The sequence below is a fragment of the Brotonthovivens ammoniilytica genome (assembly GCF_025566885.1).
GTDB classification, from domain to species: domain Bacteria; phylum Bacillota; class Clostridia; order Lachnospirales; family Lachnospiraceae; genus Brotonthovivens; species Brotonthovivens ammoniilytica.
Window position 1 is genome coordinate 33,698 of record NZ_JAOQJQ010000009.1, and the last position, 24,309, is coordinate 58,006.

The following is a 24,309-nucleotide window of genomic DNA, read 5'->3' on the forward strand; positions in this document are numbered from 1 at the left end:
TTCTCTACACCTCCCCCTACACATTTTTCAATCTGTTATTCACAAACCAGCCAAGCTTTAACAGCCCCTTATATACATCCAGTGTATTTTTGTTTTCACAGATCACCCAGCCGTCAAACCCATTTCTTTTCAGCTGCTCTGCAGCTTTTATTAAATCTGCATCTCCTTCTCCACAGTCACAGAATACTTTCTGGGCCCCCTCTACCGGAAGCTCTGCATTGATTCTTTCAGCATTTCCCACCAGGTCTTTGAAGGCTGTATCGTTAAACTTTATAAATTTCAGATTATCTCTGTATTCATCCAGGATATCTGCTGCAGACACACCTGCAATTTTTAAATGCGCCAGATCAGGACAAAAAGAAATTCCTTCTGCCTGTTCTGTCAGCCATCTGATTTTTTCCTGATGAAAATAACTCCAGAATTCATTTTTACATGCAAAAAGTATCTGCTTTTCTCTGGCACATTTCGCCGTCCTCTGCAAAATGTCAACGGTTCTTTGCTCAAATTCTTCGAAATCATCACCAAAATACCGATACAGCCATCCCAGTTCCGGAGAAGGAGAAACAATCAGCCCTTCTGCTTTTAAAGAACAAGCGTGTTCCAGCCCTTCCATGCAGAGCTGTTCTAACAGTGAATAATAGGTATCCGTATCCCCCTGCAGGGCTGCCAGCTCCAGCATGGCGTCATTGGCATTGACATGAACGCTGACTACAGTTTCAATTCCCGCTTCCCTTAAAAACTCCAGAAAACCTTCCGGGGAACTGTACTTTTCCTTTATGGCCGTCTGATTGCAGGGAATCCCGCTTCTCCCCGTTTCAAAGGCCATGGCATCCGATGAAAAACACCAAAAAGGCAGCTCAATCCCCTGAAATCCCACTGCTGATATATATTTGATATAATCTGTCCAGAATTTTTTTGACTGCCTGTTAAAAGCTCCGGGACCGCTGACAAGTACATTTACCATTTCAAGACTGCATCCAAATTTCATACTGCCCCCTCCTGTTCCTGACGCTCCGTCAATGTATTTCTCTCATAAGTTTTGTATGGCACAGGGGGCTTGGGCCACAAAACCGGCACTGTATCTTTTGTATAAACATAGCTTTTATCTGCGCTGATTGTTTCATCTGGAGCCAGCATATCATCGGTAGCAGAAGTGGTATAAGGCACATCTACCCAGGCAGTATAATAATCACAAAAGAAATCTGAATAAATCGTAAAATGCCAGAATTTCCAGGTTCCGCAATCCTCTATAAAATCAACTGCGTACTTTACCCAGCACCAGTACGAGGTCAGCTTTCCGGTCTTTGGATCTCTTCTGGTCTCCACCCCCGGAGACAGCCAGACTGCTTTGCAGGTTTTCAGATCATCTGCAGCTTCCATAATTTCTGTTGTAAGATCATGCTGGCAAAAGGACCCCCGCAGATCATCCCCATCCATTTTCTTGTGAAAATCAACAAAAAAACGCCTGATTCCATCGGGGCCCCTGAAAAATCCCAAATCATTGTTCTCAATCCAGCAGTCATCTCTGTTGGCAAACAGTTCCGCTGTCTTTTGATGCATTTTAGCCGAATGAAAGAACTGATATCTTCCCATCTGATTCCGGCACTGCTGCATAATCCACATTTTTCTTGTGATAATTTCTAAATCTCGTTCCATCCTCTCCTCCTTTATGTAAATTTGTTGTAAATTTTCTTAATAAATTATATTATTTTTCTTACAAAAAGTCAATAAAAGATCAATTTATTTACAATTTAATAAGATATATGCTTATTTTATGCATTTTTATATTATGAAAGTCTTTACAAATATCGACACAAGAAATTTTATTTATGGTAAAAAAAGAAAATTATTTACATTTTTTCCACTAAACTATATAATAAAGTGTATAATAAAAGAAAAAACGAAAGTCATTGAGGTTACTATGAAAACATCCAATAAAATAACTATCACAAAAATTGCCAGTGAATCCGGTGTTTCTATTGCAACCGTATCAAGAATTTTAAGCGGAAAAGGAATCGTAAAACCAGAAACCAAAGACCGGGTTCTTTCTACTATTGAACGGCTGGAAAATGAATACGGTACAACCGCAAGCTTAAGGAATCAGACCAGGAATTCTATTATTTTATTAGTAGCGGAATCTGACAGTCCTATCTTAACGGAATTTTCCACAGGCCTGCATGAAGCAGCTTACGCAAAAGGATATCAGATCGTGATCCTTGATTACCTGCAGATTAAAAATAATTTTCTGGAAACCTTTCAGTCTCTTGCCAAAACCATGCCGGTAGCGGGACTGATTATGCATAACTGTTATGAAAGCCAGGAAGTTATGGAATCCATTGCTGTAAAATATCCGGTAATCATCGCCTTTAATTCACAATTTAAAAGCGACGCCATCTCTACTTTGTATAATGATAACTACGCGGCATGTCAGATGCTTACCCAGTACCTTCTTTCCATAGGGAAACGCAGCTTCGCCATTATGTCTCTAAATGATGATTTCCGCTTTTCCACGGACAGAGAACAGGGAATTCTGGATACCCTCCATGAAAATAACCTGGATATCCCCGAAGAATGGATGATACATCTTCCAACACTTAATATTGAGCTGGCAGCAAATGAAATGGATATGCTGCTGTCCCGAAAGGAAAGACCGGACGCTGTTATCGCAATTAACGATGTGCTGGCGGCCGCCTGCATGAAAGTTGCGCTGGACCACAAGTTAAGGATTCCTCAGGATATCGCCATTACCGGCTTTGACAATGCGCCAATCTCATCTATGGTGATTCCAAATATTACTACTATGGCTCAGCCCGCCAGAGAGATCGGCATTCAGTCCGTGAATCTGCTTGTGGAAAAACTGAACAATCCCAATCTTCCCACAAAACATCTTGCCTTTAAAAACGAATTTCTTGTTCGTCAGAGTACACAGTAAATGAAAAACAAAAAATGGGGAAATCAGTTAATAGATAGTCATGAATAAAGAAGGGGAAATCGTCTCATCAGCCGATTTCCCCGTAATTGTATAAATCAGTGCCAGCATCCGCCAATTCCCCTTATTGACATTGCTCTTAAAACGCTTCCTTTTTACTGTACTTCTCTGTGCAGAGATTTCTTTCTCCGCTCCCAGAACTGATTGACGAGTCTTGCTTCATTGCCGTATTCCATCATAAGATGCTTCATATGCAGTCTTGCACACTCCAGTTTGTCAAACATTTCAGGCATTTTCGTGCGGACAATTCTCCCATTCTCAATGGCAGCCCCGCCAAACATACGAATCCTTAACTCTCTTCCATATTCCGTCTTTCTTAAATAATTTACAATAATCATATCAATGGGCTGATCAGAAATACCATTTGCAAGAATCGGATAATTTTTCCAGTAATTTCCCCCTATCCACAGACAGTCCGGATCATTGTTCTCCACATCCTCCAGACAGATTCCCAATTTCGTAATATCAATACCATTGCAGTAATTTTCTTCATCCAGCATATTTTTCATATTCAGCAGGCCATATCCAAAATCCTCCACAGCCCCGTCACTGTAATGATAATAATGAGAGCCCGGACACCAGATCTTATATGCCAGCGCCCCCTCCACAGCAAATTCCCGATTATAGGCTTCCATTTTTTCATTGGTACGCCCTGGCTGGCGTATCAGCACAGCTGAATATGCAATCCCGCTCTCAAGAATACAATATCCGTTTTCTGCCTGACAGTGCCCGGGACGGTTCATAAATATGCCGTAATCCTCCGGTTCAAAGGCATCTGCCCTATTCATAGGAGGTCCTTCAATCACTCTTTCCTGCTCCTTGCTAAGGGCATTTTCCTGCTCATACAGATCCGCATAGGGGGACTGCTTTTCTTCTTCTGTGAGTCTGGTTGTCAGCTTTTGTATCTCCGCAAAAGACAGTTCTCCAAATTTTCTGGCTGGATGGCTGGCCCTTGGAATTAAAGTTACTACATCTTTCCTGAATTCTGTACCCATATGTTCTCCTTCTATTTATGCAGGATCATACATTCTCTGCTTTGTCTCCCCCACCTGCTCCATCAGCTCAATGGGCGTACCGTCCGGATCCACAATCCAGCACACATAACATCCGTCACCACTTAGAAAAATGTCATCTATGGAATATACCCGCTCTGCATCCGGCTCCGGAGATTTTACCACCTCGATGCCCCTTTCATTTAAAACCTGTATCATCTGCGCCATATCCTCTGTTTCCAGTGCAAAATGCCATGCGGTCTGATTGTCATAATATGCGGCCGTATCCGGATGAGGATGTGGATTATCTCCTTTTACAGGCTGCAGTTCTATGTATTGTCCATGTGCAACTTTAATGTAATAATCCCAGGGCTCATCCCCTTCCTTTTCCTGTAGGTAAAACAACACTTCAAATCCCAGCTTTTCATAAAACTCTATTGATTTTTTCACATCATTGCAAAAAAGGCTGACATGAAACAGACTTTTAAATAATTTCATTGTTTTTACTTCCTTTCCCTTCCTCCAGGCATAAAATGCTGCCAATTTTCTGTTCTGTCATCAGCTTTCCTCCAGCAGCCCCTGAACCATCTCCCGGTATCTTGTCATCTGCACTCTTTCATCTTCTTTAATACTGAAATGGTGTCCTTCGTATTCTGCCGCAATATATCCTTCGTATCCCGATTCCTTAATATATTTCATCAGTACATCCTGAGGGATACAGCTGTCTTTTTTATCCTCCCCCAGATAATAAAACTTTCCATGAATCATATGAGCGTATGGGAGCATCTTAAGGAGATCTTCGGGGTCTGACGGACAGCCGTTTTTCTCATAAAATTCTTCCGCATACATGTTTTCCCTCTCATTTAATTCCAGGTCCTTTACCGTATCCATCTTAAGTTTCAGATCCCACCGCGCCAGAATCTGTTCTATTTTTTCCCGCCGGCATTCTTTATCGTTCACCGCCTGTTCAATATGCAGTGGATGGGGATACCTCTGAAAGATACTCATATCCGGCACGATTCCAAGCCAGCCTTCTGATGATTTCATAATCTCCAGATAGTTCTGCCAGAGGGGGAGATGAATATTGTGTGGAAAATGAATTTCAATGGCAAGCTTTACCCCCATCTTCTTACAGAAGGGCTGCATTTTGGCAAAGATTTCCGGGGAGATGGACTGCTGGGTCTTTACACAGGAAAACCCGGCCTTTTTGGCATAAACAATATCGTTTCTGGTAAATTCAATAATTTCTTCCCGATTCAAGTCCCGGTCATGGCGCATTCCCATATCAATATAGGCCTCCCAGCTCACCGGATCCATCTCATATTTTTTCATACTGTCCCGGAGGGCAGACAGCCATTCATCCGGAATATCCGGATATCCTCTGGCAAACTGCGACGCTACCACAGTAACCCCGGTAAAACCATTATCTTTTGCCTCTTTGATCAGCGCATCCATATTTTTTTCCTTTGTAAAAAACAATTTTGCATAACTGTAAAGACACGCTCCGATCTTAATTTTCTGACTCATTTTGTTACACCTCCTTATCTCAGCGCCAGCCGCCTTACACAATCCCTGGTATTTACCATATAGTTTCCAAAGTATCCTGTATAAGGTACTTTATAGGTCATTTCTACCCGGACCTGATACTCCCCTGCCTTTGGGGGGGCTTCTGTCAGCACCCTTAAAACCGCCTTATCCCCGGTAAACCAGTATTCCTTATATGCATACGAAACCTCCTCCATCCGGTACCAGGTTCCGTTTACCAGAATCCTTAACCAGCTTTCCGGAATTTCAGCTCCATCCAAAAACACCCGCAGTTTTTCTACATTGCACAGAAAGCTTCCCCGGTAGGTAGGAAAGGTCAGCTTCATTTCATACCCCAGTTTCTGATCTTCTGTGCCGTAATACTGCATGTCTTCGTTACAGATCATATATTCGCTAAAGGCTGTAAAATCCATAATATCTCCTCCTTTTTTTCTATCACGATTTCCTTCCCGGAACCCATGGAACAGTGAGATAAGAAGCCTTATCTCCGCCTGTGTAAATAAATGCCTTTCCACGATTTACACTGGCCGCCGGTTCAAGATCCGGCCATTCCTCTTTATTTATCTCATAACCAGAAATTATGCACTGCATTTTCTGGCCCTTTTCGTAAATCATCCCCACAGGCCAGAGAGGAATATCTACTCTCACCGGCCGGCCCGGCACTAATTTTTCAGTGTGGCGAAAGGTTAAATACGGCTTGCTTTCCGTTGAAAGCTCTGCGTCTGTTTCCCTTAAGGATGCCCGCAGTCTTCCGCAGGGCGTGTACTGGGGAGAGCCTTCAAATCCGCTGAAGGGAGCCCCGTACACAACCGGAGGCATCAGGTTATCATGCGCATCTGCTTTCAGCACGTAAACAAACAAATCCAGATCATGGGCCGACTCTGTTTCCACCCAGAGATGAGCGGCAAAATATCCTGTTGTTTCTGTTGTTGCATCCATAGTCATAGAAAATACCAGCTGATCTTTTCGATTATCACTTCTGTATCCCTGCTTTGTTTCTGATACAGGCTTTTCCTCTGTAAGACAGTGCTTCTCATTGTCCAGATATATCTTTTTATATTCTGTATCCGGCAGTGGAAACTTTTCTTCCGGACGATTGACAATATCCTTTCCCCCCGGATTTAATACGCTTAAACGAACCGGCGGCGTTTTAATCCACTTGTTATCTATGGATTTCAGATAGCAGTCAAAAAAGAGTTTCAGATCTTCCTGATATTCATACAAATCAGACCATTCATGGGTATTATGTATCCTCAGCCATTTAGCAGAAGAACCAATCCGCTCAAAGGCTTCCAGAGTTCCATAGGTATGAAACTTGCTGATATAGCTTCCCACAATATATGCCGGTACGGTAATGTCTTCCAGCCTGATCCGCTTATCCTCCCAATATGCATTCATCAGAGGATATTTCTCTGACATGGCCGCCATGTTTTCATAATAGGTAAAGCCTTCTTTTTCCCGGTCAATCCGCTGCTGAAATCCAAAATTGGGAATTCCGCCGCACATACTGGTCTGCCGGTACACATCATTAAATCCTTCCCAGGGTGCAATGGCCGCTAAATGGGGAGGTCTCACAGAGGCTGTCAGAAACTGCGCAACTGCAAGATAAGAGTTTCCGGACATTCCAACTTTTCCGCTGCACCAGGGCTGCTTGGCTGCCCATTCTATAATGTCATATCCGTCTAACGCCTCAGCCGTGCCAAAGGAAACATTATCCCCGCCGCTGTAATAAGTCCCTCTGGCGTCAGGCTGTACTACCGCATACCCGGCCGGCACCCAGAAACCCGGATCTGGCCCCTCCTGCTTTTGCAGCCCGGAAAGAGCTCCATCGGGCACGCCCCAGGGCAGATGCAGACTGTGCACATGTTTTCCATAGGGGCTGTATGCTACAACCGCCGGAACCGCTTCTTTACCGGCGGGCCGGATTACATCAGTGAATATCACTGTTCCGTCTCTTAATTCCACAGGGAGATCCTTTTCCAGTATCATATCGCAGGCAAGAGGCTTTGATTCCTTCGTAATACGGCTTCCTTTTTTTAAGAATACAGTCTCCCGCTTTACCCCCGGATGCTGTTCCTTAGGATAAACCTGATGAGGATCAAAAATCACCTCTATCTGCTCTTTTCCAAATTGCTTTTTTACATATTTCCGTTTTCTAATCATGAAAATTATTTCACCTTCTGCGCTTTATTTTTCAGCATTTTATTTCTGATATGAGAACTCTGGACATCTATAAATACAGCGATGATAATCAGAAGTCCTTTTGCAATCAGCTGCCAGTTGGAATCTACATTTAAAAGATTCAGGCCGTTATTGATACATCCTACAATCAGACATCCCACAAAGGTTCCAACCATGCTTCCCTTCCCCCCGGAAAGCGGGGTGCCGCCAATAACTACAGCTGCAATGGCATCCATTTCCATGCCCTGTCCGGCGGAAGTCTGGGCGGAAGCGGCTCTTCCTGTGAGAATCAGCGCTGTTACAGCCGCGCAGATTCCCATAAAAATAAAAACTCCCATTTCCACCCGTTTGGTGTTTACGCCGCAGACCCTGGCGGCTTCTTTATTCCCTCCAATGGCAAGGGCATTTCTGCCAAAGGTTGTCTTTTTAATCAGAAGGGTTCCAAAGGCTACCATAACCAGCATCATAATCACCGGCACCGGTATCGGTCCCGCATGACCCTGTCCAATGGATTTAAACCATTCCGGAATCCCGGTTACCGAAGAATTGTTGCAGGCCAGATAATTGACTCCCTCGAAAATAGACATAGTAGCAATTGTGGCGATAAAAAACGGCAGTCCCACTTTGCTGATCAGCAGACCATTTAAAAGCCCGGCTAAAAGTCCGATTCCAAGTGCAAGCACTACAATGAAAACCGCCGGCATGGCTGTTTTTGTAGCTAAAAGAGCCGCGAAAGTTCCTATCATGCCAACCATAGTACCTACTGACAAATCAATGCTTCCACTGGCCACTACCAGTGTAAATCCGATTCCAAGTGTAGTAGACGCACAGATCTGCCGCAGAACATTTGTGAGATTTCTTGTGGTTAAAAACGCATCGGAAACGCAGCTTAATACAATAAAAATTCCCAGAAAGATTAAAATACATTTATAATCTCCAACCAATGCCCGCCAGACAATATTTATTTTCTGTGAAAATGTACTTTTTGTATCTGTCATTCTTTTATACTCCTATACAGTTACAGCGACAGGATTCCTGCCGCTGTAAACATCATCCCGCAATACAAACTGATTTTTGCATTTATTTTACATACTCATCAATATTGCTGCTGTCCACAATATAAGTTACTTCTTTTGATATATCAGTTGTTTTCTCAAATGTTTTGTCAGAAGCAACGGCAATTGCCAGATTCAGGCCATTCTCGGCAATAATATCAAAATCAAATCCGATGGTTGCTGATTCCAGCCCGTCTTTGATTCCCTGAAGTCCTGTCTGTGTGGCATCCATGCCAAGAGATACCATTTTTACATTGGCTGATGCACATGCCTGCATAGCCCCCATTACCATTTCATCATTTGCGCTGACTACACAGTTCATTTCCGGATATGTCTGCATCCAGTCTTCCATCTGAGACAGCGCTGTATCCGCAGAAAAATTGCAATACTGCATTTCCAGTAACTTTGCCCGGTCTTTATAAGCTTCATCCTCAAATAATGTACAAAGTCCTTCGTAGCGCTCTGTCATCTGTTTCACACCCTGGGCGCCGTTAATATAACCAACATTTAAAGTAACATCCTTATTCTCATCCAGATACTTTTTCAGCCAGTCTGCCTGTGCCACACCAGCTCCATAATGATCAATAGTAAGCAGGCTTGCGGTATAGTCTTCATAATTAATGCCAAATCCGAAATCAATCACAGGAATTTCAGCTGATGTACAGGCTTCAAAAGCCGGAACAGAGCCGTCAGAATCCACTGCCTGTATGCAGATAACATCCGGATTTCTGGCAATCAGGCTGTCAACGTCGGATAACTGTGTATCCACATCCAGATTAGCATTGGTAAAGAAATACTCAATGGTATACGGATTGCTGTCATCTTTATTATAGGCTTCAATTAGTTCTTCTGTTTTTTCCCACCATCCGGTCATAGCCTCATCCAGAGAACGAAAAGCAAAACCAATGGTGAGGGCTTCTTTTCCGGCCCCGCCTTCTTTCGACGAACCATTGCCGCCTTCCTGTTTCCCACAGGCTGCCATAGATAAAATCAATACTGCCGCCAGTCCCACACACAATAATTTCTTTAATACCTTCTTCATTTTTTTCCTCCTTATTTGTTGTTTTATTCATCACATGCCTTATAGTTCAGACACTTTTGACCTGTTTTAACCCGTTCCTCAGAAACACCAAATGCATACTGGAGCAGATCATCTGCCGAAAGTCCCTCACGGTTTTCTTCCATATGTACAATCTGTCCATTTCTGACTACTGCAATGGTGTCGCTCATACCCAGGATTTCCGGCATCTCAGAGGATACCATAAGAATAGCAAGCCCCTCATTTCTGGCCAGATCATTCATAATTTTGTAAATTTCTGACTTCGCACCCACATCTATCCCTCTTGTAGGTTCATCCAGAATCAGAATTTCAGGATTATTTAACAGCCACCTGGCCAGAATTACTTTCTGCTGGTTTCCTCCGGATAAAGAAGCAATAGGGTCTGAAAATGAGGCTTTTTTTACATGCAGCTTTTCTGATATCTGCTCACAATCCCAAAGCTCCTTCCTGCTGTTCATAAAACCGGCCCTGGCATACTCTTTAATTCTGGGCAGCGTAATATTTGTGGATATGCTCATGGACTGTAAGATTCCCATTCTGAGCCGGTCCTCCGTTACCATGGCAATTCCCTGGGCAATGGCATCTTTGGGACTGGTAATTTTTATTTCCTGATCATTGATATATATCTTCCCGGACCGGATGGGATCAATCCCGAAAATGGCCCGCATAATCTCGGAACGTCCCGCTCCCATCAGTCCGCAGAGCCCTAAGATTTCTCCTGCCCGCACCTCAAAAGATACATTTGAAAATCCGTCTCCGCAGAGGTTTTCCACCCGGATTTTAACTTTTCCTTTTTCGAACTGATCCTTTATGTAAACATCATCTATTTCTCTGCCGGCAATAAGTCCGATCAGTTGATCCATAGTGATCTCTCTACAGGATTTCGTGGCCACAAACTGTCCGTTTCTCATAATTGTCATGTTGTCACAGATTTCAAACAGTTCCTCTAATTTGTGGGATATAAAAATAACCGCGGTTCCTTTTTTTACAAGATCCCGGACAATGCCATGAAGCAGCAAAATCTCCTGGTCGGCCAGAGCGGATGTGGGCTCATCCATTACGATAATATCAGCGTCATAGGATACCGCTCTTGCCAGCTCGATCAGCTGCATATTTGCCACCGACAGACTGCTGACATAGGCAGAAGGATCCACTGAAATATTCAGCCGTTCCAGCAGCTCTTTTGTCTTCCGGTTCATCAATCCGGTGTCAATGACTCCGGCCTTTGCAAACTTTCCTTCCCTTCCCATCCAGATATTCTCTGCAACAGTAAATGTCTGAACAAGATTCAGTTCCTGATGGATCATGGAAATTCCCGCATTTAAAGCATCGTGTGGAGATTTAAACGCCGTTTCCCTGCCTTTGTAAATAATCTCACCTTCATCCTTCTGATAAATACCTAGCAGACATTTCATCAGGGTAGATTTTCCTGCTCCGTTTTCGCCAATCAGCGCATGAATTTCTCCTCTATGCACAGTCAGACTGACCTGATCAAGAGCTACCACTCCCGGAAAACGCTTTGTAATTTTTTTCATCTCCAATACAGCTTCCATGTCATCCCTCTTTCATTTTTATGATTATTTACTGTAAATTTTCATATCATTATTATAACACAAATCTTGTTTTGGTCAATAAGATTTGTGTTTTTTGTAAATATAGTCTATTATTTTCAATATTTTTTATATAATTTAAATAATTTTTCTTTCACATCATTGCTTTATTAAAGGGTTTTAAAATGTAAATTTACATTTTCTGGTATTTCAAACATTTGATTTAGAAAGCACAAAAAAGAATCCTGCCACGGCAGGATTCTCCGCCTGCGGCGGGTTGCGCAAGCAACATGATTCCACTCTGCCGCAGTGCGATCATCAGCGGAGCGTTTTTTTGCTCTATAGGAATCGCTACTTTTCAGCTTTATCACAACACGGTATTTCCTAAAGAGCAAAAAAAGAAGCCAAATAACTTCAGCTCCTTTTTCATTTCTTTCACTTTTTACTTTTTATTCTTCTAGAGTATTCTCTCCGCCAAAATATTTTTCAAAGACAGTAAAAAAACTTCCGGTTTTTAACTCTCCGCTGGTGTCAAGCTCTACATTCTTCCAGATCTCCTCATTGAATCTGGAATCCGCTTCCTTTACATATGTATCATAGGTGCTGTTCACCGCAGCTTCCATTCTGCTCTTTAATACTTTCTCTTTATTCTTTTCGGTAAGCTCTGCGTCATAACTTTTCACACATCGGAAAATATAATAACCGTTATCTTCCGCTGTAATCCCACTGATTTGATTGTCCTTTAATGCAAAAATATCTTCCTGGTTTTCTTCCTCTAACTGGCTTTTGTCCAGATTAATATCTGTTTTTGCAGCCTCATTGTAAGAAGACGCCAGCTGCGCAAAATCCTCTCCGTTATCCAGCTGCTGCTTTATTTTCTTTGCGGTGTCCTCCGATTTTACAAAAATCTGCTGGGCTTTCATAACCTGTGCCTCTGCGTCGCTGACTTCCTGATCTATGTTTTCTGTCAGCGACTGATAGGTCATCTGGGCAGCGGCATATCTTTCATACAAATCCGTCAGTTCCTTTTCTGAAATACCAAAATATTTCTTTTCCGCATCATTCAGCGTTTTATAATACTCCTTTGCCGCATCCTCTGCCTGGCTCATCTGCGCTTCCGTAAGCGTAAGCCCCTTATCTTTGGCAATCAGATCCATAGTATAAATCTCCGCCAGCTTTGTCACCGTGAGATTTTTTATGTAAACCTCCAGTTTTTCCTTCTGATCAGATTCCCATAGATTCACCCCGTACAGGTCCGCATACTGATTCTGATAATTTACCAGAAATACTTTGGCTTCCGACACTGTACAGGCCTCTTTATCAATCTTAAATACATTCTTTTTTCCAATACCGCATCCCGTCAGCGCTGCTGCAGTTAAAACCGCCGCAGCGCCCCATGTAATCCATTGTTTTACTTTCATTTCAGCAATTCCTTTTCTAACTCTGCTGTTATCACGCATCCACTACCAGATAACGTCCGTCCGGCAGAGCAAATACTTCCTGGGCTTCTTCCAGGTCTTCTTTGGTCATTCCGGCAATATCCGCACCTGCCTCCTCCAGATATTCCCGCACCTCTTTTATATTTTTGCAGACCACTGCCATACACATTTCTAAAAAATCTTCTGCTTCCTCCTGTGTTTTTGCAACTTTTTTTGGAAACAACTTCAGCTGTTGTTCCAGAAAAACCTGAATACACATTTCATCATATTCGTACATCACATACTCCTTTATTTTGTCATTCAAGTCTCGCTCTTGTGAGACTTAGTGCACCATTCGGGTCAGCTTTGCTGACAATATTCTGTTACTATCATAAAGGCAAAACCCCGTCTGTGCAATGATTTTTAAATATTTCCGGGTGCCATTTTTTCAGTTCCTGATACAGTCGTGAAACAGGAAGACCTACTACATTATTATAATCCCCGTGGATCTTTTTAATAAACACGGCTCCCTTTCCCTGTATCCCATAAGAACCAGCCTTGTCCATAGGTTCTTTCGTCTGGATATAGTCCCGTATTTCCTCCGGACTGATATCGTACATCGTCACATCTGCAGCTTCATAAAAGGTATGAACCTGTTTTTTTCCGGTATACAAAAGAATAACAGATACCCCGGTATACACCTGATGTGTCTGCCCGGACAGCATGGATAATACCCGAAATGCATCCTGCTCATCCCCGGGCTTTCCCAGAATCTGTTCCTTAAATACCACCACCGTATCAGCGCCTACTATCACATAATTCCCCGGAGAATCTGACAGCTGAGACGCAATCTCTTCTGCCTTCCGCCGGGCAAGTTCCATGACAACCTGATCCGGACTTGATTTGCTGATGCTTTCCTCACCTGCGGCCGGCATCACCCGAAAGGAAAGCCCCACCTGGTTCAGCAGATCTCTTCTTCTAGGAGATGCCGACGCTAAAATCCATTGATATTCCATTCTAAAATTCCCCCTTGATTCTTTCAAGTCTTGCTCTTTATTCAACGGATATCACAGACCCAAGGCGGAAGGAATACAGAAAAATTTTCTCTACCTTCATCTGCGGAAACACCTTTTCTAACGCCTGTCCGTAAAGCAGAAGCTGCTTTCGGTATCTTCCCGCCAGCTCCCCGCCATTTGATACCGCATCTGTTTTATAATCCAGCAGTGTTATGCCTTTTTCTCCGGTCCAGAATACATCTATAATTCCCTGCACAAGCACCGGCTCTTCTCCCTTGGCCTCTTCCCATACCTGACACGCCGGCAGAGCCATCACAAAAGGACGCTCCCGGTAGAGTCTTTCTTCCTTCTGGGCCTTAGCCATCTCAAAGGCCAGATCAGATGAGGCAAAAGCCGTCAGCTGCTTTATGTCCAGACGAACTGCCAGCGCTTCATCTATCAGATGCATATGCCGCATCCTGTCAAACTCTGCCTCCACCCAGTCACCGGCCTGTAAACCTTTGCAGTTTAATAGTCCCGCAAAGTCAAAGCACTCCAGGAAGCGATGCATGGCCGTCCCTTTAAGAGCTCCTGCATTCTCTTCCTCTTTTCTGTCTGCGAATTTCGGAAGATACGGAATCACGTCCTGTTTCGGATAAAACTCTGCCGCCTGGGCAGCTATCTGCTCTTCCATATATCTGTGCTTTAATTCAGAGACTGACACTTTCTGCTTTATAATTCCAAAGGCTTCATAAGGATATTTCCAGGACATCCTCTCATCCCACAAACTCAACGCTTTGGAATCTGTCTGTGACAAGGCCGCAAGTATTTTCTCCCGGCTGTTAAAAAGCTCCGCTTTCTTATCCGCTTCCATCTCAGCCCGCTCATAGTCTCTAATTATCTCAAGCTCCCAGGGCTGTTCGTTGGACAGAATAACCGGAAGCACCCAGTCCCAGAAACACCTGGCTTCTGTCCGCTGCACAAAGGGAAGCTTTTCTCCTTTTTTCAGAGGACATGGCGTAAAGGATTTCTTCTCATCTATGATTCCTGTCAAAATGAGTTTTTCTCTGGCTCTGGTCAGGGCCACATACAAAAGACGCAGCTCTTCTCCCAGAAGCTCCTTACGTTCCAGCATTCCAAATACCTGCCGGGAAATACCAGAACACTTCACCCTGTATTGTCCGTTCATCCAGCGCATCCCCACGCCATACTGAGGATGAAAAATCATGGGAGCATTTAAGCTCATCAGATTAAATTCCTTTCCCATGCCGCACAAGAATACTACCGGAAACTCCAGCCCCTTGCTTTTATGTATGGTCATAAGATGTACCGCATGGTCCCGGCTGCTGACAAGCTCCGCCTCTCCGTAATCCATCTCGTATTTGAGCATCTGTTCAATATACCGTATAAAATGAAACAGCCCCTGATAACTGGTGTTTTCATAGGCAATGGCCCGCTCTAAAAACATATCCAGATTCGCCTTTCTCTGCCGCCCTCCGGGCAGCGCCGTTACATAGTTCAGATATCCCGTCTCCCGGTAAATCTGCTGAATCAGCTCATGAACAGGGGTATATGGAACTAACTCCCGGAGTTTTTCAATAAGCTCCCAGAAAGTTGTTATCTTCTGCTGAATTCTCTGAACATCTGCACCTCTGTCTTTACTGCTTTCCAGCAGTTTTTCCCATTCCTCCTTATTGAGCGACTTCCAGGCCAGAACACTTTCTGAGAAAGATTTCTCCGGAAATGCTGCTTTAAGATCTGCCATCTCTTCTGCTGAAAATCCGCCGATTGCCGATGACATAACCCCCGCCAGAGGGATATCCTGTCTTGGATTATCCAGGATTTTCAAAAACTGAATTACAGTCTGTACTTCTATAGCTGAAAAATATCCCGACTTTGATGTGGTCACAAGAGGAATCCCCTCTTCTGAAAATACCCGCACAAAAGTTTCGCTAAAGCCTTTTAGAGCGTGCACCAGTATTACAATATCCTGATAGTCAAACTCTGTACTCTGCACCAGCTTACGTATCCTTGCGGCTGTATACCGGGCCTCTGCTTCGACTTTATCCTTCTGGTCCAGAGAGAGAACAATCCCCGCCAGCTCCGCCTGGTATTGTTTTGGATCTTTCGTCTCTTCATAAGCCGCCCCCGGATATAATGCCGCCTTTTCATCATAAGCGATATTTCCCATATCCACATCCATAATATGATCAAAAATCTCATTGGTAAAATCCAGCACTTCCTGTCTGCTCCGGAAGTTCTTATGCAGATCAATTCTCTGATACTTTCCATCTTCAATGGTATACTGGTTATATTTTTCCATAAAAAGCTCGGGTCTGGCCAGACGAAACCGATAAATACTCTGCTTTACATCTCCAACCATGAAAATATTCGGTTCCCCATTCTCTTCTCTTGAAACAGCACGGATCAGGGCTTCCTGCACATAATTGCTGTCCTGGTATTCATCTACCATAACTTCCGCAAACCTTTGCTGATACTCCCCTGCTGCTGCCGTGGGCTTTTTAGTTTCAGAATCCACCAGAATATTCAGGGTAAAATGTTCAATATCCGAAAAATCCAGAATATTCCGGTCCCCTTTCTCCTGAGCAAACTTCTTCCTGAATAATTTTACCAAACGTACCAGCTCTTCCATAGGAATCTTCTCATCCTGAAGCATCTGAAGCTGCTGAGCCGGCGGATAAGCAAAATAACTGTTCTTTAAAACTGTCAGCTGTTTTTTTACTTTGTCCCTGAGATCCTGAACCTTTTTTTTCTTTTCCGGATCACAAGTCTGCTTTTTTCTAGAGAGAGCCTGAAAAGAGAAATCCTGCAGCGCCTTATACCAGTCTTTATAACTTTTCTGTCCCTCTAACTGTTCCAGCCTGTGGATGTCATCATATATTGCTTCCAGATAGAGGACCGGGCCATCCTCCTGCTGTGCAATATTTAACATCTGATTTTCCGTCTGAAGCAAAGACTGTATCATTTGATTCAGCCATGCAAACAATTCCCCCATAAAGGGCAGTGCATCCATTTCCTCCAGAGAACTGCACTGATACATGGAAAGACTCTCATCCAGCCACTCTTCGGGCCAGGGATAACTGTCTGAATATTCAAACAGGCTTCCTAGCATCTGACGGATATTATGATCGTTCTTTGTATTGCTGTAATTCTCTATAAGATACAGAAAAGTTTCTCTCTTTTCCTCATAAGCCTCATGAAGCACCTCATCAAGCACATCCTCTTTAAGCATACTGATCTCCCGCTCATCGGCAATCCGAAAACCGGGATCCAGACCAATCTCATAAAAATGATTGCGTATGACACTCAGCCCAAAGCTGTGAATGGTTGATATCTGTGCATTGTGAACCAAAGTTACCTGTCTTTGCAGATGCAGATTATCTGGCTGTTCCTTTAATGCGGTGTCAAGGGCTGCGCCGATGCGTTCACGCATTTCAGATGCCGCCGCATTGGTAAAAGTCACCACTAAAAGCCGGTCAATATCTATGGGATGCTCCTGATTCAGTATCATCTGGATAATCCGTTCCACAAGCACGGCTGTCTTTCCGGATCCGGCTGCCGCCGAAACAAGAAGGTTACGCTGATGCAGTCCTATCACCTGCTTCTGCTCTGCTGTCCATCTCATTTCCATTCCGTTTCCTCCTCATCCATCCGTCTCCAGATCTCTTCCTCTGCCAGATTTTCAAGCTGTTTTTTTTCGTACCCCGGTATCCGTAAATCAAACTGGCAGACACCGGCAAAGGGACAGTACTGACATCCATCCTGATCATTTAAAACCACAGGTTTGGGGCTGATTTCTCCTTTCAGAATCTGCCTTGCACTTTCTTTGATTTTTGCTTCTGTAAATCTTCCCAGCTTTTCAAACTGGTCCCTGCTGGCCACAGAGCATCCTCTAGAACTTAATGTCCCGTCCTTTTTCAGTGTAACGGGTATAACTCTTGATTTTCCTTCCAGATCTTTGTCCAGTTTTTCAATCACAGCAGGATCCTGATTAATAAGCCCCTCGGGTCTTAATTCTTCCAGAACGGCTTTTTCTATGTCTTCCGAAGAGGCCTGCGCGGACAGCTCCACCATAGGATTTTCCAGATGATAATAAAGTACTCCCGCCGGAATCACATCTTTATCCGGCGTCTTTTTTCTTTCTCCTGCAAGGGCCTCATTCATATAGGTCATCAGCTGCAGCTGAAGCCCATAATATAGGTTCAACAGCTGAAACTTTTTCTTGCCGGACTTGTAATCTAAGACTTTCAGATAAATCTGATCTTCATTTTCAAAGGTATCAATCCGGTCAATTCTTCCCCGGATTATGATTTTCTCCTGCTCATTTAACCTTTCTTGACCCTGAGACAGCTCCAGTTCCCGCCGGAATAATGTCTCATATTCTCCAGGATGAAAAACACCCCTTCGTATCTGTGCAGTAAGGGCCCATACGCTTCTTTCCAGAATTTTATGAATCCGCTCTATCATATAACGCCCCCGGCTGCTGTCCTCCAAAACACTGGTATCCATGGAAAGAACCGTTTCTGTAACAGCCTCTTTTAACAGCCGCTTCTGCTGCTCTTTTGTAATATCAAACCAGCTTAAGTTTTCATTTTTTACTTTCCGGCTGTAGCATTCAAGGGCCCCATGAAACACGTTTCCCATATCCGCTGTCTCAAATGTAAACTCCGGCCGTTCTTTCAGCTTCAGACCATATTCCAGAAAGTGGGCGTAAGCACACCTTGCAAAGGACTCAAACCTGGAAACAGAAGTTTGAAGTGTGGTTCCATAGAGCCGTTTCGCTGTTTCTGTATTCAAACCTTCTCCGTCAAAGCAGGCAAACGCAGCATCAAACAGCCGGCGTGTCTGGTCCGCCCACACAGGCTGAGCTAAAAGCCAGTGATGAAACCCCTTCCACTCGCCTGTAATCTGTCCTTCCCTGGCAAGTATCAGTCCCTTTACATACTGCTTCATAACATCTCCGGCCGTCAGGTATCTGTCTGAATCCTCCGGTGTTAATTCCTGTACCTGTAAAAAAGGAAACATCCTGCAGATAGCTCCCACCAGGTAAGAGGGCTTCCTGGCATTTCCAAGACTGTCCATTCTGCCGCAGGTCATAATCAGCGCGTCAGAGGGCTTGGTCATATTCAGATATAGATAAAACTTCTGCAGAAAAACCTGTTCCCGGGCAGTGGAAGCCAGCTCTATGTTTCTGTCTGCCAGCAGCTCCCTGTCATACTGGGAAAGCAGACTTCCCCGGTCTGCCTGTTTTGGGACAACACCGTCATTAAGCCCCAGAAAAATAACTACCTTCACGCGGTCTAGACGTGTTCTCTCAATATCTCCAAGAATCACGCAGTCTGCACCGGGAGGGATAGTTCCTATTTTTGCCGCAGTAAATCCGGCATCCAGTATATCCGCATACTCCCGGACAGTGGTGGTCTCCTCTCCCAGCAGATCTACAATCTTATCCAGCAGGTCAATAACTACCCGGTAAATCTGAGCATACACCGCCGCCTGGACTTCCTGACCTTCCGCCTCAAACTGCTCCTGTTTTTCCTTTAACTGTTCCTGCATATGAAGGGACAGCATCAGCTGATACAGCGCCTCCGACATACTGCGCACTGTACGTTTTCTTCCCTTTAGCGCAGTTCGAAAATCCATAATCTGCGTTACAAATCGTTCTCTGAAGCTATTGAGCTTACAAAGCTTTTGCAGCCCGTCCTCCTGGCTTTTTAGCACAGATGTCTTTGTTCCCGGCAGATGGACCCATTTCTCCTTCCACCGCCGAAATCCCCGGATTCCCCGTTCCAGCACATAATTTTCCACCACATCAATTTCATCGGGTTCAAAACCGGAAAGTCCTGTTCTGAGATAACGGAATACACTTTCGTAACTGAAATCCTTTTCCACCATCCAAAGCGCAGCCCGGACCCACTCCGTAAAGGGGTGAAACAGCACGTTTTCTTTCTCATCAGAAAAGTACGGAATACCGCTGGTTTCAAATACTTCTTTTGCATATTTCTCATACACATCTGCACAGCCGCTGACAATGGCAATATCCTGATACCGGTAATTATAACACTCTAACAGCTCCCGAATCTTTGCCGCAGCAAAAATCAGCTCCTCCTTCGGGCTGGCCAGGCTGTACACGGACAATGCCGGACATCTGTCTCTTTCCTCCGGGGCATGTTCCATAACATAATACCCAGGACGGAACAGATGCTCTTCTAGAAATCCCAGCACCTGATTTTTTGAAAACCGCCCCAGGCGTCCGTCCAGCAGCTTTGGCTGTTCTATGGTAATTCCCAGCCTTCCGGCCATGCCTGTCAGGCTTCGGACCATTTTACGGCTCATATAAAACAGTTCCTGAATTCCCCTGTCATTGTAGAGCTCCCCCTGGATATCCATACAGGCAGTTACATAAAACTCCCCGGACACCTTCATAAGTTCACGCATCAGATTCATCTGTACCGGAGTAAAGCCAGTGAAACAGTCAAAAGCAAATACTGCCCCTTTTAAAAGCTCAGATTCTCCCACACAATCTGCCAGCACAGAAAGCAGTGTCTCCGATGTCACAAAACGATCTTTTAAATACCGGTCAAATTCCCGGTACAAAAGCAGCATGTCCTTTAACTTATAGTACAATGCTCCATTCTTGGATAATGCCAAAAGCTCATCCTCAAGATCTTTTGGAGTCAAACCATACTGCATAAACTCCGAAATCAGAGACTTCATCTGATCAATATAACCCATTCTGCTGATATTTTGTTTTAAAGCTGTCAGGCTGTTTTTATGATCTTCCGCCAGTTTCCGAAGCACCAGATTCTTTCCGGTATCTTCCAGCACAGAAAGACTGCCTTTTCCAAGCTCATCAAAAATACGGTAGGCCAGCCGGTCAAAGCTCACCACATCCACATTCATAATGGCCTGCTCCGGCTGTCTTAACACTAGCTCTTTTTGTGTCTGCATGGTAAACTGTTCCGGAACAACCACATAAAACATGCGCCTGGGATCCTTTTTCGCCTGCTGTAAAATTGTCTGATGCAGAGTATATGTTTTTCCGCTTCCTGAATTTCCTATCAAAAAATGCAGCGCCATAAATCTCTCCTTTATAAAAAAGAAACCTGCCACAGCAGGATTCTCCGCCTGCGGCGGGTTGTGTAAACAACATGATTCCACTCCGCCGCAGTGCGATCCACAGCGGAGCGTTTTTTGCTCTATAGGAATCGGCACTTTTCAGCTTTATCACAACACAGTATTTCCTATAGAGTAAAAAAGAATGTGCAAAGCACATTCATCTACACTAATTTTTATTATACACTATTTATCCGTCCTGTTCAAAATATGGATTCAGAACAATCTGAAGCGTTTTTTGCTCTATAGGAATCGGTACTTTTCAGCTTTATCACAACACGGTATTTCCGATAGAGAGACAAAAAGGTCCCCACAGACAGGGGACCTCTCAAAATGCTATCACTTCATTTTATGTTTTTTCGCTTGAAAGAATTTTCTTGTTTCCTTTGCAACAACACCGCTTAATGCGAAGATTGCAATCATATTTGGAATTGCCATAAGACCATTAAAGATATCCGCAATGGTCCACACCGCAGACACTGTCATATATGGCCCGATAAATACTGCCAGAATATAAATCCAGCGGAAAACCGTAATAGCTTTTGTTCTTCCTCCGGTGAGATACTCCAGACATCTCTCAGAATAATAATCCCAGCCCAGAATTGTCGTAAAGGCAAAAAATACAAGACACAGCATCAGAATAAAGGAAGCTACTTCCGTTGGGAAGGGAAGCCCCTGCTGGAACGCATAAGTGGTGACCTGAACTCCTTCCATGCCTTCCATCTTCCAGGCGCCAGTCATGACAATAGAAAGTCCTGTCATGGTACAGATTATAATTGTATCAATAAAGGTACCTGTCATGGACACAAGTCCCTGACGAACCGGCTCCTTTGTCTGTGCCGCTGCCGCTGCAATGGGTGCGGAACCAAGACCTGCTTCGTTGGAAAAAATTCCCCTTGCAACACCTTTCTGCATGGCAATAAACATAGTTCCCACAACGCCTCCAGTAACCGCTTTGGGATTAAAGGCTCCCTCTATAACAGTTCCAATTGCCGCAGGTACAGCAGAAATGTTGCAAACTACTAAAATCACACAGAACAGTACATAAACCACTGCCATAAACGGTACAACAATCTGTGAAACATTTGCAATTCTCTTAATACCGCCGATCAAAACAAGCGCTACGCAGAAGGTCAGAATTAAAGATGCAATTACAACAACCCAGGAATAAGTTCCAATGCCAGGAATGGTGATAGTATGTAAGCCGCCAGGATCAAAAAAGTTCTTAATGGCAGATGCGATTCCGTTCACCTGAGTAAAGGTTCCGATTCCAAATAATCCAACGCAGATTCCAAAAAACGCAAACAGCTTAGCCAGCCATTTCCATTTTTTTCCCATTCCACGCTCAATATAGTAGAAGGGCCCTCCAAGAGAATGTCCGTCTTTGGCTACCACACGGTATTTAACAGCCAGAAGTCCTTCCGCATATTTTGTAGCCATTCCAAAAAATGCCGCCACCAGCATCCAGAATAAAGCTCCCGGACCTCCGGCACAGACAGCCGTGGCAACGCCGACAATATTTCCGGTACCTATGGTAGCGGAAAGTGCCGTGCACAGCGCGCCAAAAGAAGTTACCTCACCTTCGCCGCCTTCTTCATTTTTTACCATCCATTTCAGAGCCAGCGGCAGGCGTCTTACCTGCAGGATGCCCATCCGGACAGTCAGCAGTATTCCTCCGGCAAGAATTAACACCATCAGTGGAACACCCCAGACAAAATCATCAACGGATTGCAGTACATTGTTAATTGTTTCCCACATAATTTCAATTCCCCTTTTATTTTATTTATAAAAAGAATCCTGCTGTGGCAGGATACTCCGCCTGCGGCGGGTTGCTTTTGCGACATGACTCCATTCCGCCGCAGTGCGAGCCACAGCGGAGCGTTTTTATGTCATAGGACGTTCCTTTGACATAAAAAAACCGGAGTTTCTACTCCGGTTTTACACTCATAAAAAGAACAGTCTTCATCCACTGCTATTCTTTCTCTGTCCTTTTGCCTGAGAGATTAAGCAATAAAGCCTTGCACCTTCGGCACTCAAATACGTCTGAGATTCTCCAGAGTCACAATCCATTTGCAGTCCTCATCCAAAATCTTCTAATTTTGGACACCTGAGAGTTTTGCTCCTTCGGATGATATTACATCAATTTCCTGCAAACTTCTTCTTGTTTCTATTCAATACTTTACTACGATACAGATATTTCTATAAAAAGTCAAGGATTTTTTTTAATTCCTTTTATCCCAGCGTACAAACCAGCAGGTGGTCCAGATCAAAAAAAGGATCTTCCGACATCATCTTATCTATTTTATGAAGATTCAAATCCGAATGTTCAATTTCTCTGGCATATCTATGGGAAATCTCAATCTGATCTTCGAAAGAATACGCTTCTTTCTTTATCATCCAGGAAGCCAGATTCAGTTCCCTGATCAGCAGTGTATGAACCACTGCCAGTTTCAATTTCCCAAAAGCATTTCCATCATACACCGCCCCGCAGAAATAACTGAAAATAAAATATTCCAGCAGTCTTTCATATTCATAATTCCGGTCAGCATAAGCGGTACAAAACTCCTCTCTCCTGCTTATATAGATGCCTGGCGGCGTTTCTTCATACAAAAGCCCTTCACACTTTTTCAGCCAGCTCTCCCACTCCGGATCCAGCACTTCCAGCTGATGAAGCCGGTACATCATTCCATGCATCAGATAGCACCTGACTTCACCGCGGTTTTCGTATCTTCTCCACTTCTTTTGAATTTTTTCGGGAAAATCCGGCTGCCGGTAACGCTTTAATAAATCATCCACCGCAAACAGCTCCTGGCGGCTCAGCCGGTTCTGCAGATCATGGACTGCTGCCAGCATCAGAGCTGTTTTTATCTCAAAAGACATATCCTCTCTTCGGATCGTCTCAAAAAGAAATTCCCGTATTTCCTGAAGCTTTGTAAATAAAAAGAAATCAAATACATCATATTCTTCTGTATCACTTTCCTGCTCCCGGGTCTTAAAAGAAATTGGCCGTTTTGTTCCAAGTATCAACCTTGCGGCCTCCGGGCAGGATAATGACAGGGAGATTTCCCTCAGATTTTCAAATTCTTCATAGTGTCTGGGATATCTGCGGCAGGTTTTGCAAAGATACTCTTCTCCTGCCTCCAGACAGATATCACACAGATTCTGTTCATTGAGGAACGCACAGCGTTTGTGATCGTACTGCAAAAAGGTCCCCTCCGGCCAGTCAACAGAATTATACAGACGATTTCCAAAAGGTCCTTTTTCCTTTTTGTACTTTTTCAGAGTCTTTTTGTCAATGGCAATCTGCCAGCCCGCACAGCAGGTGTCACTGCATTGATGGGCTGTACACTTAAATTGTTTATAATAATACGGATATGTATATTCCAT

The 24,309-nt window shown here is 44.0% G+C and carries 18 protein-coding genes and 1 riboswitch; of the genes, 1 reads left to right on the forward strand and 17 read right to left on the reverse strand.

Translation table 11 applies throughout. The features are described 5' to 3' along the window. Window positions 1-16: 16 nt before the first annotated feature. Together OCV88_RS15160 and OCV88_RS15165 are read right to left on the reverse strand one after the other, a co-directional pair. Window positions 17-988 carry a sugar phosphate isomerase/epimerase family protein gene (locus OCV88_RS15160; protein WP_158426286.1) on the reverse strand — a complete coding sequence of 324 codons (972 nt, stop codon included), beginning with the start codon at window positions 986-988 and terminating at the stop codon, window positions 17-19. Then, window positions 985-1,656: a nuclear transport factor 2 family protein gene (locus OCV88_RS15165; protein ID WP_158426287.1), complete on the reverse strand. Its 672-nt coding sequence runs from the start codon at window positions 1,654-1,656 to the stop codon at window positions 985-987. Before OCV88_RS15165 ends, OCV88_RS15160 begins: the two co-directional genes overlap by 4 nt. Window positions 1,657-1,921: 265 nt before the next feature. Here OCV88_RS15165 and OCV88_RS15170 point away from each other — a divergent pair, with 265 nt between their 5' ends. Beyond that, a complete protein-coding gene (locus OCV88_RS15170) occupies window positions 1,922-2,932 on the forward strand; it encodes a LacI family DNA-binding transcriptional regulator (protein ID WP_262591465.1) in 1,011 nt (336 codons plus the stop codon). Window positions 2,933-3,084: 152 nt separating this feature from the next. Here the strand turns inward: OCV88_RS15170 and OCV88_RS15175 are convergent, their stop codons facing one another. The 15 genes from OCV88_RS15175 to fliB form a co-directional block, all read right to left on the reverse strand. Continuing rightward, on the reverse strand, window positions 3,085-3,984 hold the full coding sequence (locus OCV88_RS15175; RefSeq protein ID WP_158426289.1) for a DAPG hydrolase family protein: 900 nt from the start codon (window positions 3,982-3,984) through the stop codon (window positions 3,085-3,087). Between the two features lie 15 nt (window positions 3,985-3,999). Continuing rightward, on the reverse strand, window positions 4,000-4,479 hold the full coding sequence (locus OCV88_RS15180) for a VOC family protein (RefSeq protein ID WP_158426290.1): 480 nt from the start codon (window positions 4,477-4,479) through the stop codon (window positions 4,000-4,002). Between the two features lie 60 nt (window positions 4,480-4,539). Continuing rightward, complete coding sequence (locus tag OCV88_RS15185; RefSeq protein ID WP_158426291.1) at window positions 4,540-5,508, reverse strand: sugar phosphate isomerase/epimerase family protein; 969 nt, start codon at window positions 5,506-5,508, stop codon at window positions 4,540-4,542. Between the two features lie 14 nt (window positions 5,509-5,522). Beyond that, window positions 5,523-5,939, reverse strand: coding sequence for a C-glycoside deglycosidase beta subunit domain-containing protein (locus OCV88_RS15190; RefSeq protein WP_158426292.1), 417 nt, complete (start codon window positions 5,937-5,939; stop codon window positions 5,523-5,525). 22 nt (window positions 5,940-5,961) lie between these two features. Further along, complete coding sequence (locus OCV88_RS15195) at window positions 5,962-7,689, reverse strand: CocE/NonD family hydrolase (RefSeq protein ID WP_158426293.1); 1,728 nt, start codon at window positions 7,687-7,689, stop codon at window positions 5,962-5,964. 5 nt (window positions 7,690-7,694) lie between these two features. Beyond that, a complete protein-coding gene (locus OCV88_RS15200) occupies window positions 7,695-8,705 on the reverse strand; it encodes an ABC transporter permease (protein ID WP_158426294.1) in 1,011 nt (336 codons plus the stop codon). An 82-nt stretch (window positions 8,706-8,787) separates the two neighbouring features. Beyond that, window positions 8,788-9,804, reverse strand: coding sequence for a sugar ABC transporter substrate-binding protein (locus OCV88_RS15205; protein ID WP_158426295.1), 1,017 nt, complete (start codon window positions 9,802-9,804; stop codon window positions 8,788-8,790). Between the two features lie 23 nt (window positions 9,805-9,827). Then, complete coding sequence (locus OCV88_RS15210; RefSeq protein ID WP_158426296.1) at window positions 9,828-11,375, reverse strand: sugar ABC transporter ATP-binding protein; 1,548 nt, start codon at window positions 11,373-11,375, stop codon at window positions 9,828-9,830. A gap of 446 nt (window positions 11,376-11,821) precedes the next feature. Beyond that, the gene (locus OCV88_RS15215) at window positions 11,822-12,793 is read right to left on the reverse strand and encodes a peptidyl-prolyl cis-trans isomerase (RefSeq protein ID WP_262591467.1); all 972 of its coding nucleotides are present in this window, start codon (window positions 12,791-12,793) and stop codon (window positions 11,822-11,824) included. Between the two features lie 31 nt (window positions 12,794-12,824). Next, the gene (locus tag OCV88_RS15220; RefSeq protein WP_158426299.1) at window positions 12,825-13,088 is read right to left on the reverse strand and encodes a glyoxalase; all 264 of its coding nucleotides are present in this window, start codon (window positions 13,086-13,088) and stop codon (window positions 12,825-12,827) included. A 91-nt stretch (window positions 13,089-13,179) separates the two neighbouring features. Continuing rightward, window positions 13,180-13,806, reverse strand: a complete 627-nt coding sequence (locus OCV88_RS15225) for a Maf family protein (RefSeq protein ID WP_158426300.1) — start codon at window positions 13,804-13,806, stop codon at window positions 13,180-13,182. A gap of 37 nt (window positions 13,807-13,843) precedes the next feature. Continuing rightward, complete coding sequence (gene addA / locus OCV88_RS15230) at window positions 13,844-17,437, reverse strand: helicase-exonuclease AddAB subunit AddA (protein WP_158426301.1); 3,594 nt, start codon at window positions 17,435-17,437, stop codon at window positions 13,844-13,846. Then, window positions 17,428-20,886: a helicase-exonuclease AddAB subunit AddB gene (gene addB, locus OCV88_RS15235; protein ID WP_158426302.1), complete on the reverse strand. Its 3,459-nt coding sequence runs from the start codon at window positions 20,884-20,886 to the stop codon at window positions 17,428-17,430. The genes addA and addB overlap by 10 nt, the downstream gene beginning before the upstream one ends. Before the next feature lie 375 nt (window positions 20,887-21,261). Beyond that, window positions 21,262-22,680 carry an alanine/glycine:cation symporter family protein gene (locus OCV88_RS15240; RefSeq protein WP_158426303.1) on the reverse strand — a complete coding sequence of 473 codons (1,419 nt, stop codon included), beginning with the start codon at window positions 22,678-22,680 and terminating at the stop codon, window positions 21,262-21,264. A gap of 215 nt (window positions 22,681-22,895) precedes the next feature. Continuing rightward, a riboswitch (glycine riboswitch) is annotated at window positions 22,896-22,989 on the reverse strand. A 165-nt stretch (window positions 22,990-23,154) separates the two neighbouring features. Further along, window positions 23,155-24,309 carry a flagellin lysine-N-methylase gene (fliB, locus tag OCV88_RS15245; protein ID WP_158426304.1) on the reverse strand — a complete coding sequence of 385 codons (1,155 nt, stop codon included), beginning with the start codon at window positions 24,307-24,309 and terminating at the stop codon, window positions 23,155-23,157.

Coding starts and splice junctions, on each gene's coding strand:
- OCV88_RS15160 (WP_158426286.1), bottom strand. CDS start 988: ATGAAATTTGGATGCAGTCTTGAAATGGTAAATGTACTTGTCAGCGGT.
- OCV88_RS15165 (WP_158426287.1), bottom strand. CDS start 1,656: ATGGAACGAGATTTAGAAATTATCACAAGAAAAATGTGGATTATGCAG.
- OCV88_RS15170 (WP_262591465.1), top strand. CDS start 1,922: ATGAAAACATCCAATAAAATAACTATCACAAAAATTGCCAGTGAATCC.
- OCV88_RS15175 (WP_158426289.1), bottom strand. CDS start 3,984: ATGGGTACAGAATTCAGGAAAGATGTAGTAACTTTAATTCCAAGGGCC.
- OCV88_RS15180 (WP_158426290.1), bottom strand. CDS start 4,479: ATGAAATTATTTAAAAGTCTGTTTCATGTCAGCCTTTTTTGCAATGAT.
- OCV88_RS15185 (WP_158426291.1), bottom strand. CDS start 5,508: ATGAGTCAGAAAATTAAGATCGGAGCGTGTCTTTACAGTTATGCAAAA.
- OCV88_RS15190 (WP_158426292.1), bottom strand. CDS start 5,939: ATGGATTTTACAGCCTTTAGCGAATATATGATCTGTAACGAAGACATG.
- OCV88_RS15195 (WP_158426293.1), bottom strand. CDS start 7,689: ATGATTAGAAAACGGAAATATGTAAAAAAGCAATTTGGAAAAGAGCAG.
- OCV88_RS15200 (WP_158426294.1), bottom strand. CDS start 8,705: ATGACAGATACAAAAAGTACATTTTCACAGAAAATAAATATTGTCTGG.
- OCV88_RS15205 (WP_158426295.1), bottom strand. CDS start 9,804: ATGAAGAAGGTATTAAAGAAATTATTGTGTGTGGGACTGGCGGCAGTA.
- OCV88_RS15210 (WP_158426296.1), bottom strand. CDS start 11,375: ATGGAAGCTGTATTGGAGATGAAAAAAATTACAAAGCGTTTTCCGGGA.
- OCV88_RS15215 (WP_262591467.1), bottom strand. CDS start 12,793: ATGAAAGTAAAACAATGGATTACATGGGGCGCTGCGGCGGTTTTAACT.
- OCV88_RS15220 (WP_158426299.1), bottom strand. CDS start 13,088: ATGTACGAATATGATGAAATGTGTATTCAGGTTTTTCTGGAACAACAG.
- OCV88_RS15225 (WP_158426300.1), bottom strand. CDS start 13,806: ATGGAATATCAATGGATTTTAGCGTCGGCATCTCCTAGAAGAAGAGAT.
- addA (WP_158426301.1), bottom strand. CDS start 17,437: ATGGAAATGAGATGGACAGCAGAGCAGAAGCAGGTGATAGGACTGCAT.
- addB (WP_158426302.1), bottom strand. CDS start 20,886: ATGGCGCTGCATTTTTTGATAGGAAATTCAGGAAGCGGAAAAACATAT.
- OCV88_RS15240 (WP_158426303.1), bottom strand. CDS start 22,680: ATGTGGGAAACAATTAACAATGTACTGCAATCCGTTGATGATTTTGTC.
- fliB (WP_158426304.1), bottom strand. CDS start 24,309: ATGGAATATACATATCCGTATTATTATAAACAATTTAAGTGTACAGCC.